Origin of the sequence: Paenibacillus lemnae, assembly GCF_012933385.1 — a bacterium.
GTDB classification, from domain to species: domain Bacteria; phylum Bacillota; class Bacilli; order Paenibacillales; family Paenibacillaceae; genus Paenibacillus_AQ; species Paenibacillus_AQ lemnae.
In genome coordinates, this window is the sequence record NZ_JABBPN010000006.1 from 46,005 (window position 1) to 60,358 (window position 14,354).

Annotated in this window: 8 protein-coding genes; 3 read left to right on the plus strand and 5 right to left on the minus strand. The window is 50.3% G+C overall.

Annotated features, from left to right (window positions below; translation table 11 throughout):
* Positions 1-444 precede the first annotated feature (444 nt).
* The gene (gene nasC, locus HII30_RS08720; protein WP_169504637.1) at positions 445-2,559 is read right to left on the minus strand and encodes an assimilatory nitrate reductase catalytic subunit NasC; all 2,115 of its coding nucleotides are present in this window, start codon (positions 2,557-2,559) and stop codon (positions 445-447) included.
* Positions 2,546-4,747, minus strand: a complete 2,202-nt coding sequence (gene nirB / locus HII30_RS08725; protein WP_169504638.1) for a nitrite reductase large subunit NirB — start codon at positions 4,745-4,747, stop codon at positions 2,546-2,548. The genes nasC and nirB overlap by 14 nt, the downstream gene beginning before the upstream one ends.
* Before the next feature lie 410 nt (positions 4,748-5,157).
* Here nirB and HII30_RS08730 point away from each other — a divergent pair, with 410 nt between their 5' ends.
* Entirely contained in the window at positions 5,158-6,393 is a 1,236-nt protein-coding gene (locus tag HII30_RS08730) for a nitrate/nitrite transporter (RefSeq protein ID WP_169504639.1), read from the plus strand.
* A gap of 117 nt (positions 6,394-6,510) precedes the next feature.
* Here HII30_RS08730 and HII30_RS08735 read toward each other — a convergent pair whose 3' ends face one another.
* On the minus strand, positions 6,511-7,548 hold the full coding sequence (locus HII30_RS08735; protein WP_169504640.1) for a YheC/YheD family protein: 1,038 nt from the start codon (positions 7,546-7,548) through the stop codon (positions 6,511-6,513).
* Between the two features lie 144 nt (positions 7,549-7,692).
* Between HII30_RS08735 and HII30_RS21925 the strand changes: the two genes are divergently transcribed.
* Together HII30_RS21925 and HII30_RS08745 are read left to right on the plus strand one after the other, a co-directional pair.
* Complete coding sequence (locus HII30_RS21925) at positions 7,693-8,490, plus strand: collagen-like domain-containing protein (protein ID WP_169504641.1); 798 nt, start codon at positions 7,693-7,695, stop codon at positions 8,488-8,490.
* Positions 8,491-8,509: 19 nt separating this feature from the next.
* Positions 8,510-10,612: a collagen-like protein gene (locus HII30_RS08745; RefSeq protein WP_169504642.1), complete on the plus strand. Its 2,103-nt coding sequence runs from the start codon at positions 8,510-8,512 to the stop codon at positions 10,610-10,612.
* A gap of 71 nt (positions 10,613-10,683) precedes the next feature.
* Here HII30_RS08745 and HII30_RS08750 read toward each other — a convergent pair whose 3' ends face one another.
* Complete coding sequence (locus HII30_RS08750) at positions 10,684-12,564, minus strand: ABC transporter ATP-binding protein (RefSeq protein WP_169504643.1); 1,881 nt, start codon at positions 12,562-12,564, stop codon at positions 10,684-10,686.
* Positions 12,561-14,339, minus strand: a complete 1,779-nt coding sequence (locus tag HII30_RS08755; RefSeq protein ID WP_169504644.1) for an ABC transporter ATP-binding protein — start codon at positions 14,337-14,339, stop codon at positions 12,561-12,563. Before HII30_RS08755 ends, HII30_RS08750 begins: the two co-directional genes overlap by 4 nt.
* Between the last annotated feature and the right edge of the window lie 15 nt (positions 14,340-14,354).

Sequence of the window (14,354 nt, forward strand, 5' to 3'; positions counted from 1 at the left end):
ATTCAGAATAGCGGGATTATTCGCTCGTGCGCCGGAATGTATGCGGTTTTCCGCATACATTGCACTCCAACCTAGTTCGTGTGCCAGAATGTATGCGGTTTTCCGCATACATTGCACTCCACCCCAGCTCGCGCGTTAGAATGTATGTGGTTTTCCACATACATTAGGCCCGAACCCGGCTCGTACGCTAGAATGTATGTGGTTTTCCGCACACATTGCACTCAAATCCCGCTCGTGCACCGAAATGTATGTGGTTTTCCACATACATTAGGCCCGATCCCAGCTCGCGCGTTAGAATGTATGTGGTTTTCCGCATACATTAGGCCCGAACCCGGCTGGTACGCCAGAATGTATGTGGTTTTCCGCACACATTAAGCCCGAACCTAGCTCGTGCCCCAGAATGTGTGCGGTTTTCGCACACATTCCGCTCCAACCTAAATCATATCAAGACCTTAACGGCCTGACTGACACGGCAGCCGTTTTGAACGCCGGCATCCTGCAGTAAGGATCCAGATCGGGACGGGTCGCCCGGTTCAAATTCTGGGCTCCGCCCCAATGCATAGGCACAAATACCGTATCCTCCCTGATTCCCTCCTTATAGCGGCTACGCACAGTAAACAAACCTTCTTTGGAGGTAATCTCCACCCATTCTCCATCCCGAACCCCGTATTTGCGTGCTGTCTCCGGGTGAATTTCCATGAAATTTTCAATTTCCCTGGCAAGAAGCGATGGACTGCGCCTCGTCTGCACGCCTGTCAAGTAATGAGCCAGCACACGTCCGTTCGTTAAAGTTAGCGGATACTCCCGGGATTCCCCTTTCCAGACTTCTCCTGTCTCTGTGGTGAAAGCAGCCCGGCCGTCAGGCAGCGGGAATGAATCCTGGAACAACAAGCCTTCTCCCGGCTTATCCAGCGATGGGCATGGCCAATACAGACCTCCTTCTTGCCGCAGACGTTCATAAGTAATCCCGTAATAATCTGCTGCACCGTATCGACTGGCGACCCGCAGTTCGTTAAAAATGTCTTCAACATCCGAATATTGAAAAAATGAGCCTTTTCCCATTCGGATTGCAACCGCGCATAAAATTTCCCAATCATGCCTGGCATCTCCCGGCGGGCTTACCTGCGCTTCTCTTAACAGCACACGCCCTTCCAGATTGGTCAGCGTCCCTCCGTTCTCAATGTAACTGGTTACCGGAAGCACCAGATCCGCCATCTTCGCCGTTTCGGACAGAAACATATCGGCGACGACCAGAAAATCCAGCTTCTGAAGAGCTTTTTCCACGAAACCCGCGTTCGGATTTGAGACAACGGGATTGGAGCCCATGACAAACAGGGAAGAGATGTCTCCGCTGCCGATCAGCTCCATCATCTCGTAAGCGGACACACCTTTACCGGGTAGGCTGCCAGGTTCTATGCCCCATACTTTAGCCACATACGCACGGTCCTCTTCGTTTTCGATTGAGCGGTACCCAGGCAGCTGATCCGCTTTTTGCCCATGTTCTCTTCCTCCCTGTCCGTTTCCCTGTCCTGTAATAGCACCATAGCCGCAGCCTTCTCTGCCGATTTTGCCGGAAGCCAGCAATAGATTAAGAAAGTGCCTGACAGCCAGATGACCGTCAGCCTGCTGCTCCACACCTCTCGCTGTCAGCACCATTCCGGTTTCAGCGGCACCGAAACACAGCGCTGCATCACGAATTTTTTGCAGTTCTACGCCGCAGGTCTCAGCAGCTTCATCAAGTGATATACCGTTCAAGTAGTCTTTCAGTTCCTCATATCCCTTAGTTCTGGAAAGAATAAATTTCTCGTCGACCAGCCCTTCCCCCACCATGATCTTGAGGATAGCGTCCCCCAGCAGGGCATCATTCCCCGGCTTCACAGGCAGGTGAATGTCCGCTATGGCAGCCGTGGCGGTTTTACGGGGATCAATGACAATAATTTTCGCACCATTGTCTTTAGCCTGATTGAAATACGGCAGCAGTGTCGGCTGGCATTCCGCAATATTGGTTCCGGCCAGAATGATACACTGGGCTTTAGGGATATCGCTTAACCTGAAGGTAAGCCCGCGGTCCATGCCAAATGTCCGGGTACCTGCGGAAGCAGCCGCAGACATGCAGAATCTGCCGTTATAATCAATATACCGGGTGCCTAGAGCGACTCTGGCAAATTTCCCGAGCAGATAAGCCGTCTCATTTGTTAAGGAGCCGCCGCCATATACAGCATTTCCATCTCGACCAAGTCTAGCTGCACTCTCATTGAACCGGCGTTCCATTTCACCTATAGCCCGCTCCCAAGAGCAGGGAACCAGATCACCCTGGATTCGGATGAGAGGCGATGTCAGTCTCTGTGAATGAAACGAATGCTGATGGGCATTCAACCCTTTGACACAGACTCTTCCTTGTGAGGCTTCGTTCTCTGCTCCTTCGACAAAATAGCGCTCCTTCGTCTCACCCGGCTCACGCGATGAAATCTTCACGGTCATTTTGCATTGAACACTGCAGAAAGGGCACTGGGTGTGAAGTCCCTCTATCGCTGCGGATTTCTGCTCAAGCTTCGCCATAACACAGTCCCTCCATTTTCTCTAAATTCACATTCGCTTTTGCAGGGCGGCCGCACGATCGGTACAGCTTAATGGCAAGAGCTTGCCGACTCGATTCATCGAGGAGATGATGGCGGATTTCCATTACACCCCTGCGCTCCACCCATTGCCATATCGACTCTCCCGAAATCGCACTTTGGCGATACAATTGGAGAGCAGCGGATGCCAGCTCAACAACATCCTCCACTTCTTCTGCAACACCGATCAGCTGGCTTTCCTTGACGGGATGGGCCGAGTGTCCTCCGGCATACACCTCCCAGCCCGCTGGAGAGACAGAGATACCAATGCTGTGTACCAGCAGACTGACCGAGCTCCCGGACAACAAGGTAATGGCAGCACTAAGGTGATCCGGGAGCGGGACATCGATCCAGCGGGCGAGACATGTGCTACTCAGACTTTGAGCTTGTTCATAGAACTCACACTTCTTTAGACCGGGATCCAGCCAGACTTTAATGCCGGTTACCCAAGGTGCTGAAGCTTCAGTTTCAGCATGTAAGCACTCCGGGCTCAAAACCTGAACATCCACGTCCTGCATGCGCAGATAGAAAGTGATGGCCTGCCGGCAGACCGGACAGCCATCGGGGGTTCTCCAGCCCAGCTGCTGTAAAAGGACATGCATAGTAAGAGATTTTATGTCTTCATGATGAATCACGGTCTCTGAGATTAGAGAATGAAGTGTTGCGTGGTCCTTATCTGTACAGGAACAGACAGGTTTCAGTCCTTCTTTCACCTTCACAGCTTGATTCGTTTTGCCATCCTTGGCAAGCTGCAGCAGCACTGACACTTGCGGGCGGCAGCCCCCGCAGGAACCTGAAGCTCGTGTTTTCTCTTTGATTTCCTGCACGGTTTGCAGGCGATGCTCATCAACTGCACTTAAAATCTGACCTTTCGAGACGCTGTTGCATGCACATATGATCTCTTCAAGAGGCATTCCCCTGATTCCAAGCTGGTCTTCGTTATGATCAGACGATCTTGTGAGAAGCTGTTCTGCAGCAGCACCTGTCTTCACCATGGATAAAAGTGCTGCACTTTCGGTGGTGTCTCCATACAACACTGCGCCTGCTACTCTGCCATGTCTTTGCATGACTTTCTTATAAGTGCGGGACAAGGCATCATAATGCTGAACAGCCACCTCGGTGTCAGGCCCCGTTATTTGACCGGCAGAAAATACATCAATACCGGATATTTTGAGCTGGGAGTAAGGGATGGAACCGGTATAAGGCTCCGGATTGGAGTCGCACAGCGTCCTTGCCAGAATCTTAGCCTGTTCATACAGCGGAGCCACAAGACCATAGCTGATCCCCCGGTGCTCCGCGCATTCGCCGACGGCATAAATTGCCGGAACGCTGGTGCGCATGTAATCGTCAACAACTATTCCGCGCGATGTGCGAATGCCACTCCGCTCCGCAAGTTCCATTCGGGGACGGATTCCCACTGCCAGCACAACCACATCGACACCAAGTCTGGATCCGTCAGTAAATCGAAGTTCCTTCACACGGTTTCTGCCTGTGATCCGTGCCGTATGCTTGTCGAGCAAAAAGGTCATCCCGAGACCTTCCAGCTCTTGCTGCAGCATGCCGGCTGCCTGAGCATCCAGCTGTCGATTCATAATGTATGGAGCATTGTGAATCACAGCTGCTTCCATACCCAAATGAAGCAGTCCACGGGCTGCTTCCAGCCCGAGCAGCCCTCCGCCAATTACCACAGCTTTGCGATAGGTAAGGGCATAACGCTTCATATTTTCGCAATCATCCAGCGTTCGAAATGTGATAACCCCTTCTTTTTCTGTGCCTGGGATATTCGGTATGAAAGGCGCAGATCCTGTCGCCAGCACAAGGTAATCATAAGGAATGACCATCCCCGAAGCGGTAATTGCCTGGCGGTTTTCGGGATTCAACTCACTTACCTGCTCACCCGCTAATAAATTGATATTGTGTTCTTGATACCAGCTCCAGTCATTCAACACGATGTCTTTATGCCCCTGTTCTCCCTGCAGAACCTTGGACAACAGTATGCGGTTATAGTTCGGCCGAGGTTCAGCACCCACAATGGTAATGTCAAAGCGCAAGGGATCCAGTTCCAGAATTTCCTCCACGCATCTTACACCTGCCATGCCGTTTCCTATGATCAATAATTTTTCTTTATTCATGGAATCCCTCCTATCCCTGTGGAACCTTCATTACATTCACACAAAAAGCCCTTCTCCGTCGTATAGGAAAAGGGCGCCGTTGCCGCTCATTAACCGCACATCATTGTACGGATCAATATCAAAATGTCTTCTTCAGGGTAATGGATTCTCTCCTTCATGTCAATATACATAACATTAAACACTGGTAAAATTAAATTTTCTAAGAAATAACGTGAAGTATATTGACATATCCAATTGAGATTCCATATAATGTGTATCAAATTGAACGGATCGGCACAATGAAGTGCTAGTCTGCCGGCAATGAAGCCGCAATCGGTACCTGTTGTTGTTTACAGGGGCGTTTGCGGCATTTTTGTGCACTCAGAAACAAAATAAACAAAAAATCATGGGGATGAAGGAGTGAAACATGGATGGAAAATGCAGAGAAAAAAAGTTTTTGGCAAAGCGGTCATAAGCCAACCCTGTTCGGTTCATTTTTGTATTTTGATATCAGTTTTATGATCTGGGGGCTGCTGGGACCCCTGGCCGTCGTGATCGCAGGAGACTACCCGATGGACCCGGTCCAAAAAGCGAATCTCGTTGCCTTGCCGATCCTGGGGGGATCGATTCTGCGTCTGGTTCTCGGTTATCTGGCTGATCGGATCGGCCCCAAGCTCACCGCGCAGCTCGGCATGCTGATTACCCTGCTCCCTTTAATCCTCGGATGGCTGTGGGTCAGTTCTCTGGATCAGCTGTATGTTGTCGCCGTTCTTCTCGGTATAGCCGGAGCCTCATTTGCTGCTGCTCTTCCGCTGGCTGGTCAGTGGTATCCGAAAGAACATCAGGGACTGGCGATGGGTATTGCAGGTGCAGGCAACAGCGGAACGGTGATCGCTACCTTGTTTGCCAACCGGCTGGCTCAACATTTCGGAAGCTGGGAAGCGGTCTTCGGTCTTGCTATCATTCCGATTGCCCTCGTATTCATTTATTTCTCGATTTTTGCCAAAAACAGTCCCGACCGCCCAGCACCCAAAAAGTTATCCGAGTATGGGCATGTGCTGAAACAGCGTGACGCCTGGGTATTTTGCGCCCTGTACTGTGTAACGTTTGGCGGGTTTGTCGGTTTGGCCAATTATCTAACGATCTTTTTCAATACACAGTATGGCTTGTCCGCAGTACAGGCCGCAGATATTACAACCATTTGCGTCATCGCAGGCAGCTTTTTCCGGCCGGTGGGCGGATATCTAGCCGATCGGATCGGCGGCTCAAAAATGCTGATGATGCTGTACGCGGTTGCTGCACTGATGCTGCTTGGTGTTTCGTTCCTGCCGCCGCTGCCTATGGTCGTCGTCATTCTGTTCATCGGCATGATGTGCCTTGGCGCCGGGAATGGATCTGTCTTCCAGCTTGTACCGCAGCGTTTTAGAGCCGAAATCGGCTTGGTTACAGGCATTGTCGGTGCAGCTGGCGGTCTTGGAGGATTTGCACTTCCATTAATTCTTGGAAGATTGTATCAAGCCACAGGATCCTATACACCAGGGTTCATCATTCTTAGTCTGATCGTTGCTGCTTCTCTCATCCTGACTTTTATCATGCAAATGAAATGGAAACGAAGCTGGCTGGCCAGTATGCCGGTCAATGTGCAAGCAGATTCCGTGAACGTGTGAGCTGTAAATGCACGAGTGAATGATCACGCTTAAATCGAAGGGGTGTCCCAAAGTCAGTAATGACTCTGAGACACCCCTTCTCCATGTTTTTCTGCCCGGCTGATCGCCTTCTGTTTATCACCCATTAGATCGTGCCAGATACGCGGCGTATTCCACCGGACGCTGGTACACGATTCTTCTTTCCGGCATATTTTCGTACAGTTCTTTTTGCGGACTGCCGTTCAGTTCGATGATCCACGGATGAAGATGTTCGTCCAGCATAAAATCAATACTGAATTCACCCGAACCCATTCCGAGTGAATCCAGCATGTGGGCAGTCTGCATTCCAATTTGAAGGATTTCGTGAAGAACTGTATTTTTGCTGGATTCTGTTAAAAAAGTACGAAGCCAAAATGCAGTGGGGTGAATATCATCACAAATGCTGGTATTGTAACTGCCTTCATTCGCAATTCTGCTGATTAAGTTGGTGAGATCCCAGTTACCCTGCCGATTCTTTTGCAGCAGTGCACGAATATCGAAAATTCGAAGGGATGGGTGCGAAATGGAGGATATCCCTTTCTGAACAATGTACGATTTACTGCCAATCAAGGATTCCAAGTAAACGACCCACTCCGTTTGCTGTTCGAGCACCGCCATCGGACGGTTATAGTGCAGCCCTACCCAGTATGAGCCTTCCGGTTTTCTTTCTGAACGATAGACACCTGTTCCCTTTGAACCGTAAGACGGTTTAAAGAACATCAGAGGATGCTTCTCAGATAACATCAATAGATCCTGCGGCCGGTAAACATAAGTTTCGGGAATATGATCCGGCAGAGACTGGGACAAAAATCTGATCATGTCCATCTTGTTCCAGTAATTGGTATGGTTGAAGCAACGGCCCTTTCCGATGACCTGCTCTATACGTTTAAAAAGTAGGGATTCTCGGTTATAACAGCGGTTGTATACGACATGCGGAAAGGGAAACATTCGCTCCCTCCAAGTGCCTGCGATATATTCCAATCCGCGGACAAGACCAGTTCTCCAATGAATGGACAACGGTGTGAACGAATACAGTTTCATAGGAGTTGAATTGGAAAGGACATATGGTTTGAGTATTTTCTTGCGAAGCGGTTCGGTCTCCACCATAATCCCCAAGTATTTTAAAGGCTGCTGCAATCTACAAGCCCCCTCTCCCTGCCACAGTCACACCTTATACCGTATATTAGGAAAATAAAAACAATTTGTTAACCCATTCGCCCGGACCTGTGAAATAACCCGCGAATATCATGCCTTAGATTAAAAGGGAAGGGTGATTGTCTCATGGGCAGAAAAAAATGTCCTCCAGGACCTCCGGGTCCGCGCGGCCCGCAAGGGCCTCAAGGACCACAGGGACTGCAGGGTCCCCAGGGACCTCAAGGGCCTCAAGGGGCAAGGGGAGCACAAGGCATTCAAGGACCGCCTGGATTGCCGGGATCCCAAGGACCGGCTGGACCTCCGGGTCCTAGGGGGCCTGTTGGCCCCGCAGGACCGCAAGGTATTCAGGGGCCGCCTGGACCTGAAGGACCACAAGGACCTGTAGGTCCGCCCGGAGCACAAGGACCACAGGGTATTCAAGGGATACCGGGCATTCAGGGATTGACAGGTCCTGAAGGAGCTGCAGGCGCAACAGGCCCTATTGGACCGACTGGACCTGCAGGTACAGCGGCCTCTCTCACCTACGGATACATTTTCCAATCCACGGCGCAAGAAGTGCCTGTTGGCGTAGATGTGACATTTGACAGCAACGGCACCTTGTTTGGCGGGATCCTTCACACAGTAGGCGATGCTGAAATAACAATTACAGACCCCGGAAACTATAAGGTTTTGTTCTCCGTGACCGGGCAGCAGGCCAATCAGTTTGCCATATTCCTGGATAATGGCACCGATCCCGTACCTGGTTCTATATATGGATCAGCTGATGTAGACCAGCAGAATACAGGTTTCGTCATCATTACCGTAGCGGATTCAGCGGTTGTTACATTACGAAATCATGTTTCAGCTGGCGCTGTTCTGTTAGAAACACTGGCAGGTGGTACAGAGGCAAATGTGACAGCATCCATTCTGATTCAACGACTCTAACGGCAGGAGGTGAATGATGGTGAGTGAAATAGACAAACGACGACGGCGCCGCAGTCCCGATCGTTTGACAGGTCCTCAAGGACCTCAAGGACCCGTCGGCCCCGAAGGACCCCAGGGAGTTCAAGGTCTGCCAGGTGAGGTTGGCCCGCCGGGCCTTACCGGTGAACAGGGACCGCCAGGATTACAGGGAATTAGTCCACAAGGAGCGGTAGGACGTGCCGGCCCTGCAGGTCCTTCAGGGGAGCAAGGCCCGCGGGGGCCTGCCGGTCTCATCGGATTCTCTCCTCCCGGCCCTCCGGGACCGCCAGGACCTGAAGGAATTGTTGGCCTTCAAGGGATTCAAGGCCCCCAAGGTGCAACGGGTGCTCAAGGCGAGACTGGTGCCACTGGCGATCAGGGTCCGGTGGGACCTGCCGGGATATCAGCAGACCATGCCTATATTTATAATCTAACCGTACAAACGATAAATCCGGGTGAAGACATTCCATACGATAGTAACGGAATCATTTTCGGAAGCTTTACGCATGTCGAAGGTTCAGCAGACGTGATCATAACGAACACCGGGGATTATTACGCTCAATTTTCGGTGACAGGCAATGACGTGAATCAGTTTGCATTCTTTCTCGATGATACATTAGTAGTCAATACGATTTATGGCTCAGATGATGTGAACCAGCAAAATTTTGGTGCTGCCATCTTTACCGTGGACACCGCTCCGGCGGTTTTGAACGTTAGGTACTTTAATAATGTATCCATTAATGAAGTCCAATTGACCACGCCGGCTGGCGGATCAGCCAGCAATGTAAATGCATCCCTGTTTCTGCAGCGATTAGGTGAACAAGTTACGGTTACGGTTGCAACCAGTGATGAACTGCTTGCCGCCTTAAACAATGAGTCGATCAGCCGTATTATCCTTGAGCCCGGGATCTATGATATCAGCGGCTCCCCCGTCATAGCCAGGACTACAGCTGTCCGTCTCCAGTCCCCGGCACCTAGCGCAACGGTAACCTTTAATCCGAATCAGGAATTCAACGCGATTACGCTAGGAACGAATATTGTCGCCATCGTAAACCAGATTCGAAACCGAACGCAGGGCACCACACCTGCAACGCTTCCAGCTGCGGTAGCCGCTGCGAATCCTGGAGATGTTATTGAACTGGCACCAGGTACCTATGTTGTTCCCGTTCAGGGAGGTCCGAATCCGTTTGATCCCCCTGTCGTTCAATTTGTTATTAACAAGACGCTAACGATTCGCGGAATATCCGCTGAACAAACCAACGTAGTTTTTGTGTTAACCGGTGGCCTGCCTGACTTTTCATACATGTCTATACGGGCAAATGACGTGATCCTGGAGAACATTAGATGGTCAGGTCCCACACCGACTTCTGGAGATCAAAACTCGTTATTTAATATTCCCGCAATTCAAACCGAACCTGTAGTGTTGCTCTATGAAGGAATTATTCTGCGCTATAACATTTTTGAAGGTGGCAGAAGAACGGCATTTATTGATACACAGGACTTCACCTTTATCGGGAATACAGTCATTCACCTCGGAAACCGGGATGGACTTGTTTTTGAACGGATAAGAGGAAGAACGCTAGTCTACGGTAATATTTTTAGCGGGAATGCCTCAAGTCGAAGAATGGTTTCGATAGAAGGTCCTCTAGCTTTTGATACCATTATTATTAATAACAATTTTGGAACAAGCTGGACCCAGTTTGTGCTCATTAATGCACCTACTTCCAACACCTCTATATTTATTCAAGAGAATTACTTTAATCATGAAGGACTGGATGGCAGTACGATAATCTTTCTTGCCGCTGCAGCAAACTACTTCCAGAATATTGTCGAAATTCTGATCGAAGATAATATTTTGATTCAACAAGTAGCCCAACGACTTGCCGTATTTGTTGATTATCGAAGCGGAGGCACCTCTGCTCCTTCAACAGGTCAAATACAGATCATTGAGAACCAATACAGCTATACGCGCCCTTGGGGTAGACCGACGGACACCGTAAGTCCAATCTTCCCTGCCGGATTTAGTCCTTTAGCGCCTCCTGGCTTGCAGCTGACCATCTTCTTAATTGTTAATAATGAAGAAATCATCCCCCCTCCACCATAAAAAAAGGCCGTCCATCGCTGGACGGCCTTTCCTTCTCTGTCTTCATCATTTTTTTCGAGCCCCGTTACCAGCTACCCCGCCTCTTCCCCATGCCACAGCTTTCTGAAGCTTTCACTTACCTTCAGCAGGTATTCTGCCGTCCCTTCGGCCTCGATAGCACCGCCGTTCAGCACGATAATATGGTCGGCCCGGGACAAAGCAGCTTTGCGGTGGGATACGACTAGACATGTCGCCTCTCCCCGATCCTGAAACAAGCGCTCCCACAAGCGCCGTTCAGTATCCACATCCAGCGCGCTGGATAGATCATCGAACACATACAGCTGGGCGTCACGAACCAGCATCCTGGCTGCTGCGGTACGCTGAACCTGCCCTCCGGACAACTTGACTCCGCGCGGACCAACCATCGTATCCAGCCCAAGCTGAAGGTGTGCCACATCTTCTTCCATGACTGCGCCGTGAATCGCCTTATTGAGCTGTTCCTCAGAAGCTGATAATCCCAGCAGTATATTACTGCTTAGTTTATCACTGTACAGCCGCGGAATTTGAGCTGTGTAAGCACTTTGCGGCGGAATGAAGAAATCCGCAGGTGCCGCAATACGCTCACCATTCCAGGTGATCTCCCCATGCTGTGCAGGCAGCAGACCGAGCAGTGTGCGAATGAGTGTCGTTTTCCCGCTTCCGATCATCCCTGTAACTACAGTGAAGGATCCCTGCTCAAGCCGCAGATGGATATCTTTGATTCCCCTGCCGGATTCAGGATACCGATAGGTTAAGTCTTTCGCCTGCAGTACCTGCAGTTTAGGAGCCAGTGCGGACATGCCTTGCTGGTGAAATTCGTTCATCACATTCGGAATAACATCCTCGCTAGCCCCGAGATGTACTTCAGCAGCAGGCATACCGGATATGCTCGCACTTTTGCTCTGATTCTTCACTCCTCTTTCATCGTGAGAGCCCTTCACCTTGCCAACTCCGATGTAGTTAGCCGCTGTCAGCAGTGATGCTGGCGCACCCTGCAGCATGGTTTTCATACGCTGAAAGCTGACACCCAGCTGCTTATAATACGTCATAAAATTCCCCACGTTCGCGATTAACTGGGTTACAAATGTCAGGTAGTAGACGAACAGCGAGAGATCTCCGACTGTAAACTGGCCGTCACGCATTTTGTAACCAGCCAGAACCAGAATGAGTCCAGTACCCAAGTTGACTGAATTCGTAAACACAGAAGATAGGGTCTCACTCAGCAGCTTATCCTTAACCATCGACTGTCGGCGCTGTTCGCTCAGCCTGCTGAACTTATCAACTACTCTTTTCTCAGCCCCAGCTACCTGAATGGCTTGAACGTTCGCAAAAATTTCGCTGATCGCGCCCGTCACTTTAGCTGTGGATTCCCGGCTTGCCGCTCTGAACTTCTGGATTCTGGCTGTTGCAATCTGCGCTGCCGTCACAACCAGAATCAATGGAACGAACACGAGCACGGTCAGCTCCGCATCAATGGAAACCAGGATCATACTGGCGGCTATGACAAAACCGATCAGTCCCAGCGTATCCACCGACCAACTGGTCGCTTCCTCTGCCTGTTCCACATCATCCCTGAAATTGCTGATCGCTTCTCCCGGCGAACAAGGGATTGCTTTAGCCCCAGGCTCCTTCAGAACATGTGCCAGCATATTTCTGCGTATCAGCGTACTGACCCGGAACCTGAAATGCACGTCTGTCATAAAACCGGCATAGATCACGGCAATTCTTGCAAGTGCCGCACCAATGAGCAGAACAGCGATAGCCCACACGCCATAAGGGAATTCATAGGTACCCTCTAAATGATCGAAAAAGGCTTTGGTAAGGAGGCCGGGTACAAGCGGTGCCATGTGAATTAAGGACCACACGAACAAGTTCAGCAGATAAAGTCCAGGAAGATAGGCGATCATGCGCCAGAAAAAATGTCTGGTTTTCATGCGAGTACATCCTCCATTCCAATGGCCAGCATGCGGCTGAACCGGGATTCCGGGTTCGATGCCAGGCTGTCCCGTGAGCCATTCTCAACACTTATGCCTTTGTCCAGAATCAGAATCTGGTCTGCCCGCTGCACGGTCGTAAGACGATGAGCAATGATAATACAAGTTTTTTCTTGCAGCAATTTCGTAATGGCAGCTTCAATTCGTGATTCGGTCAGCGGGTCCAGCCGGGATGACGCTTCGTCGAGAATGACAAGCCCCGGATTGGTTAAAAAGACACGCGCAAACGCCAGAAGCTGTGCTTCTCCGGCGGATAATCCTCCGCCGCCTGACGAGAGTACACTATCTAGACCATCTGGAATGGATTCTCGCCAGTTGTTCAATCCGAGCTCATCCAGCACCTGGGTAATCCTGGTATCTAGTATGCGGTCATCAAACAAGGTCAGGTTATCACGAACGGTACCCTCCAGAATTTCAATGTTCTGTGTCACAAGTGCAACCTTGCTACGCAGCTCATGTAACCGGCATTTCCGGATATCTACGCCAGCCAGTTCAATACTGCCGTTCTGCGGATCATAAAACCGAAGCAGCAAACGGGCCAATGTAGATTTGCCACTGCCAGTGCGGCCAAGCAGACCCAAGGTCTGTCCGGGTTTAAGCTCAAGATTCAGGTCCTTGATCGTTCTTTCTCCGTCTTCCTCATAGGAGAATGACATGTCTTGGAAACGTACAGACAGCGGACCTTCCGGGAGAGGTGTACCAGGTCCGTCCTGAATAGCCGGCTTGGTGGCAAGCAGCTCCGTGACACGAAGCAGGCTGGCGTCTGCTTTTTGCAGATCCTCCAGCTGGGTGCGGATCTTCTCGATGGGCTTCGCAAGCAGCTCTGTATAATAAAACACAAGGTATACTGAACCGATGGTCAGACCGGCTTCGGGACGGTTCCATAGCAATACACAGACTATGAAAGCGGCAGCATTACCTAGCGCAAATACAAAAATGGTCGTACTCCACATCATGAAAAAGCCAAGGAATGCGCGGACCCGCACAGGCAGCATAATACGTGCCATTTCATAAAACCGGTTCATGACATAACCCGCCGCACCGTTCGCCCGTGTATCTTCTGTCCCTTCAAGATGTTCCCCAATAAAGCCATAAAAGTCGGCATTCAGCTGTCTCCAACGCTTCCATGTCGGAACGGCTAAACGCCGGATATACTGAAGAACCACAATACTGCCTATTACAAAAAGTGTCATGGTAGATCCGATCCAAATATTTTCACGGAACAACAGTACCAGGATTCCAATCATGAGCAGTAAATTTCCGAACAGATGAATAATAAAACTGGAAAAGAAATTAGCAAGTGCATTGACGTCACCGTCTACCCGTTCAATCAGAGCGCCGGACGTTTGCGTTTTATGAAAGCTCATATCCAGGGCCAGACAATGCTCTACGAGCTCGGAACGAAGACGGTTGGTTGTTTTCCAGCCCAGGTTCTCACTGAAATAAGCAGCTGCCACGGAAATACCCTGCTGCATTAAAGAGAACAGAATAAAAAATCCGGCTGCATAATACAAGGCGTTCAAGCTTCCATTACCTTGGGCATTGTCGATAAAATAACGTATGATCTGTGGATTGACAAGCTGCAGTGCGATCGATGCAAGCAGGAGCGCTGACAGGCTGAACAAGAGCTTTTTCTGCGGCAACACATATTTGACCAGCATATGCTTGTACACGCTCCAACTCTTGGTGTAAGCCTGCTGAGAATTTCCTTCCATGAAACACTTCCTTAT

Coding starts and splice junctions, on each gene's coding strand:
- nasC (WP_169504637.1), bottom strand. CDS start 2,559: ATGGCGAAGCTTGAGCAGAAATCCGCAGCGATAGAGGGACTTCACACC.
- nirB (WP_169504638.1), bottom strand. CDS start 4,747: ATGAATAAAGAAAAATTATTGATCATAGGAAACGGCATGGCAGGTGTA.
- HII30_RS08730 (WP_169504639.1), top strand. CDS start 5,158: ATGGAAAATGCAGAGAAAAAAAGTTTTTGGCAAAGCGGTCATAAGCCA.
- HII30_RS21925 (WP_169504641.1), top strand. CDS start 7,693: ATGGGCAGAAAAAAATGTCCTCCAGGACCTCCGGGTCCGCGCGGCCCG.
- HII30_RS08750 (WP_169504643.1), bottom strand. CDS start 12,564: ATGAAAACCAGACATTTTTTCTGGCGCATGATCGCCTATCTTCCTGGA.
- HII30_RS08755 (WP_169504644.1), bottom strand. CDS start 14,339: ATGGAAGGAAATTCTCAGCAGGCTTACACCAAGAGTTGGAGCGTGTAC.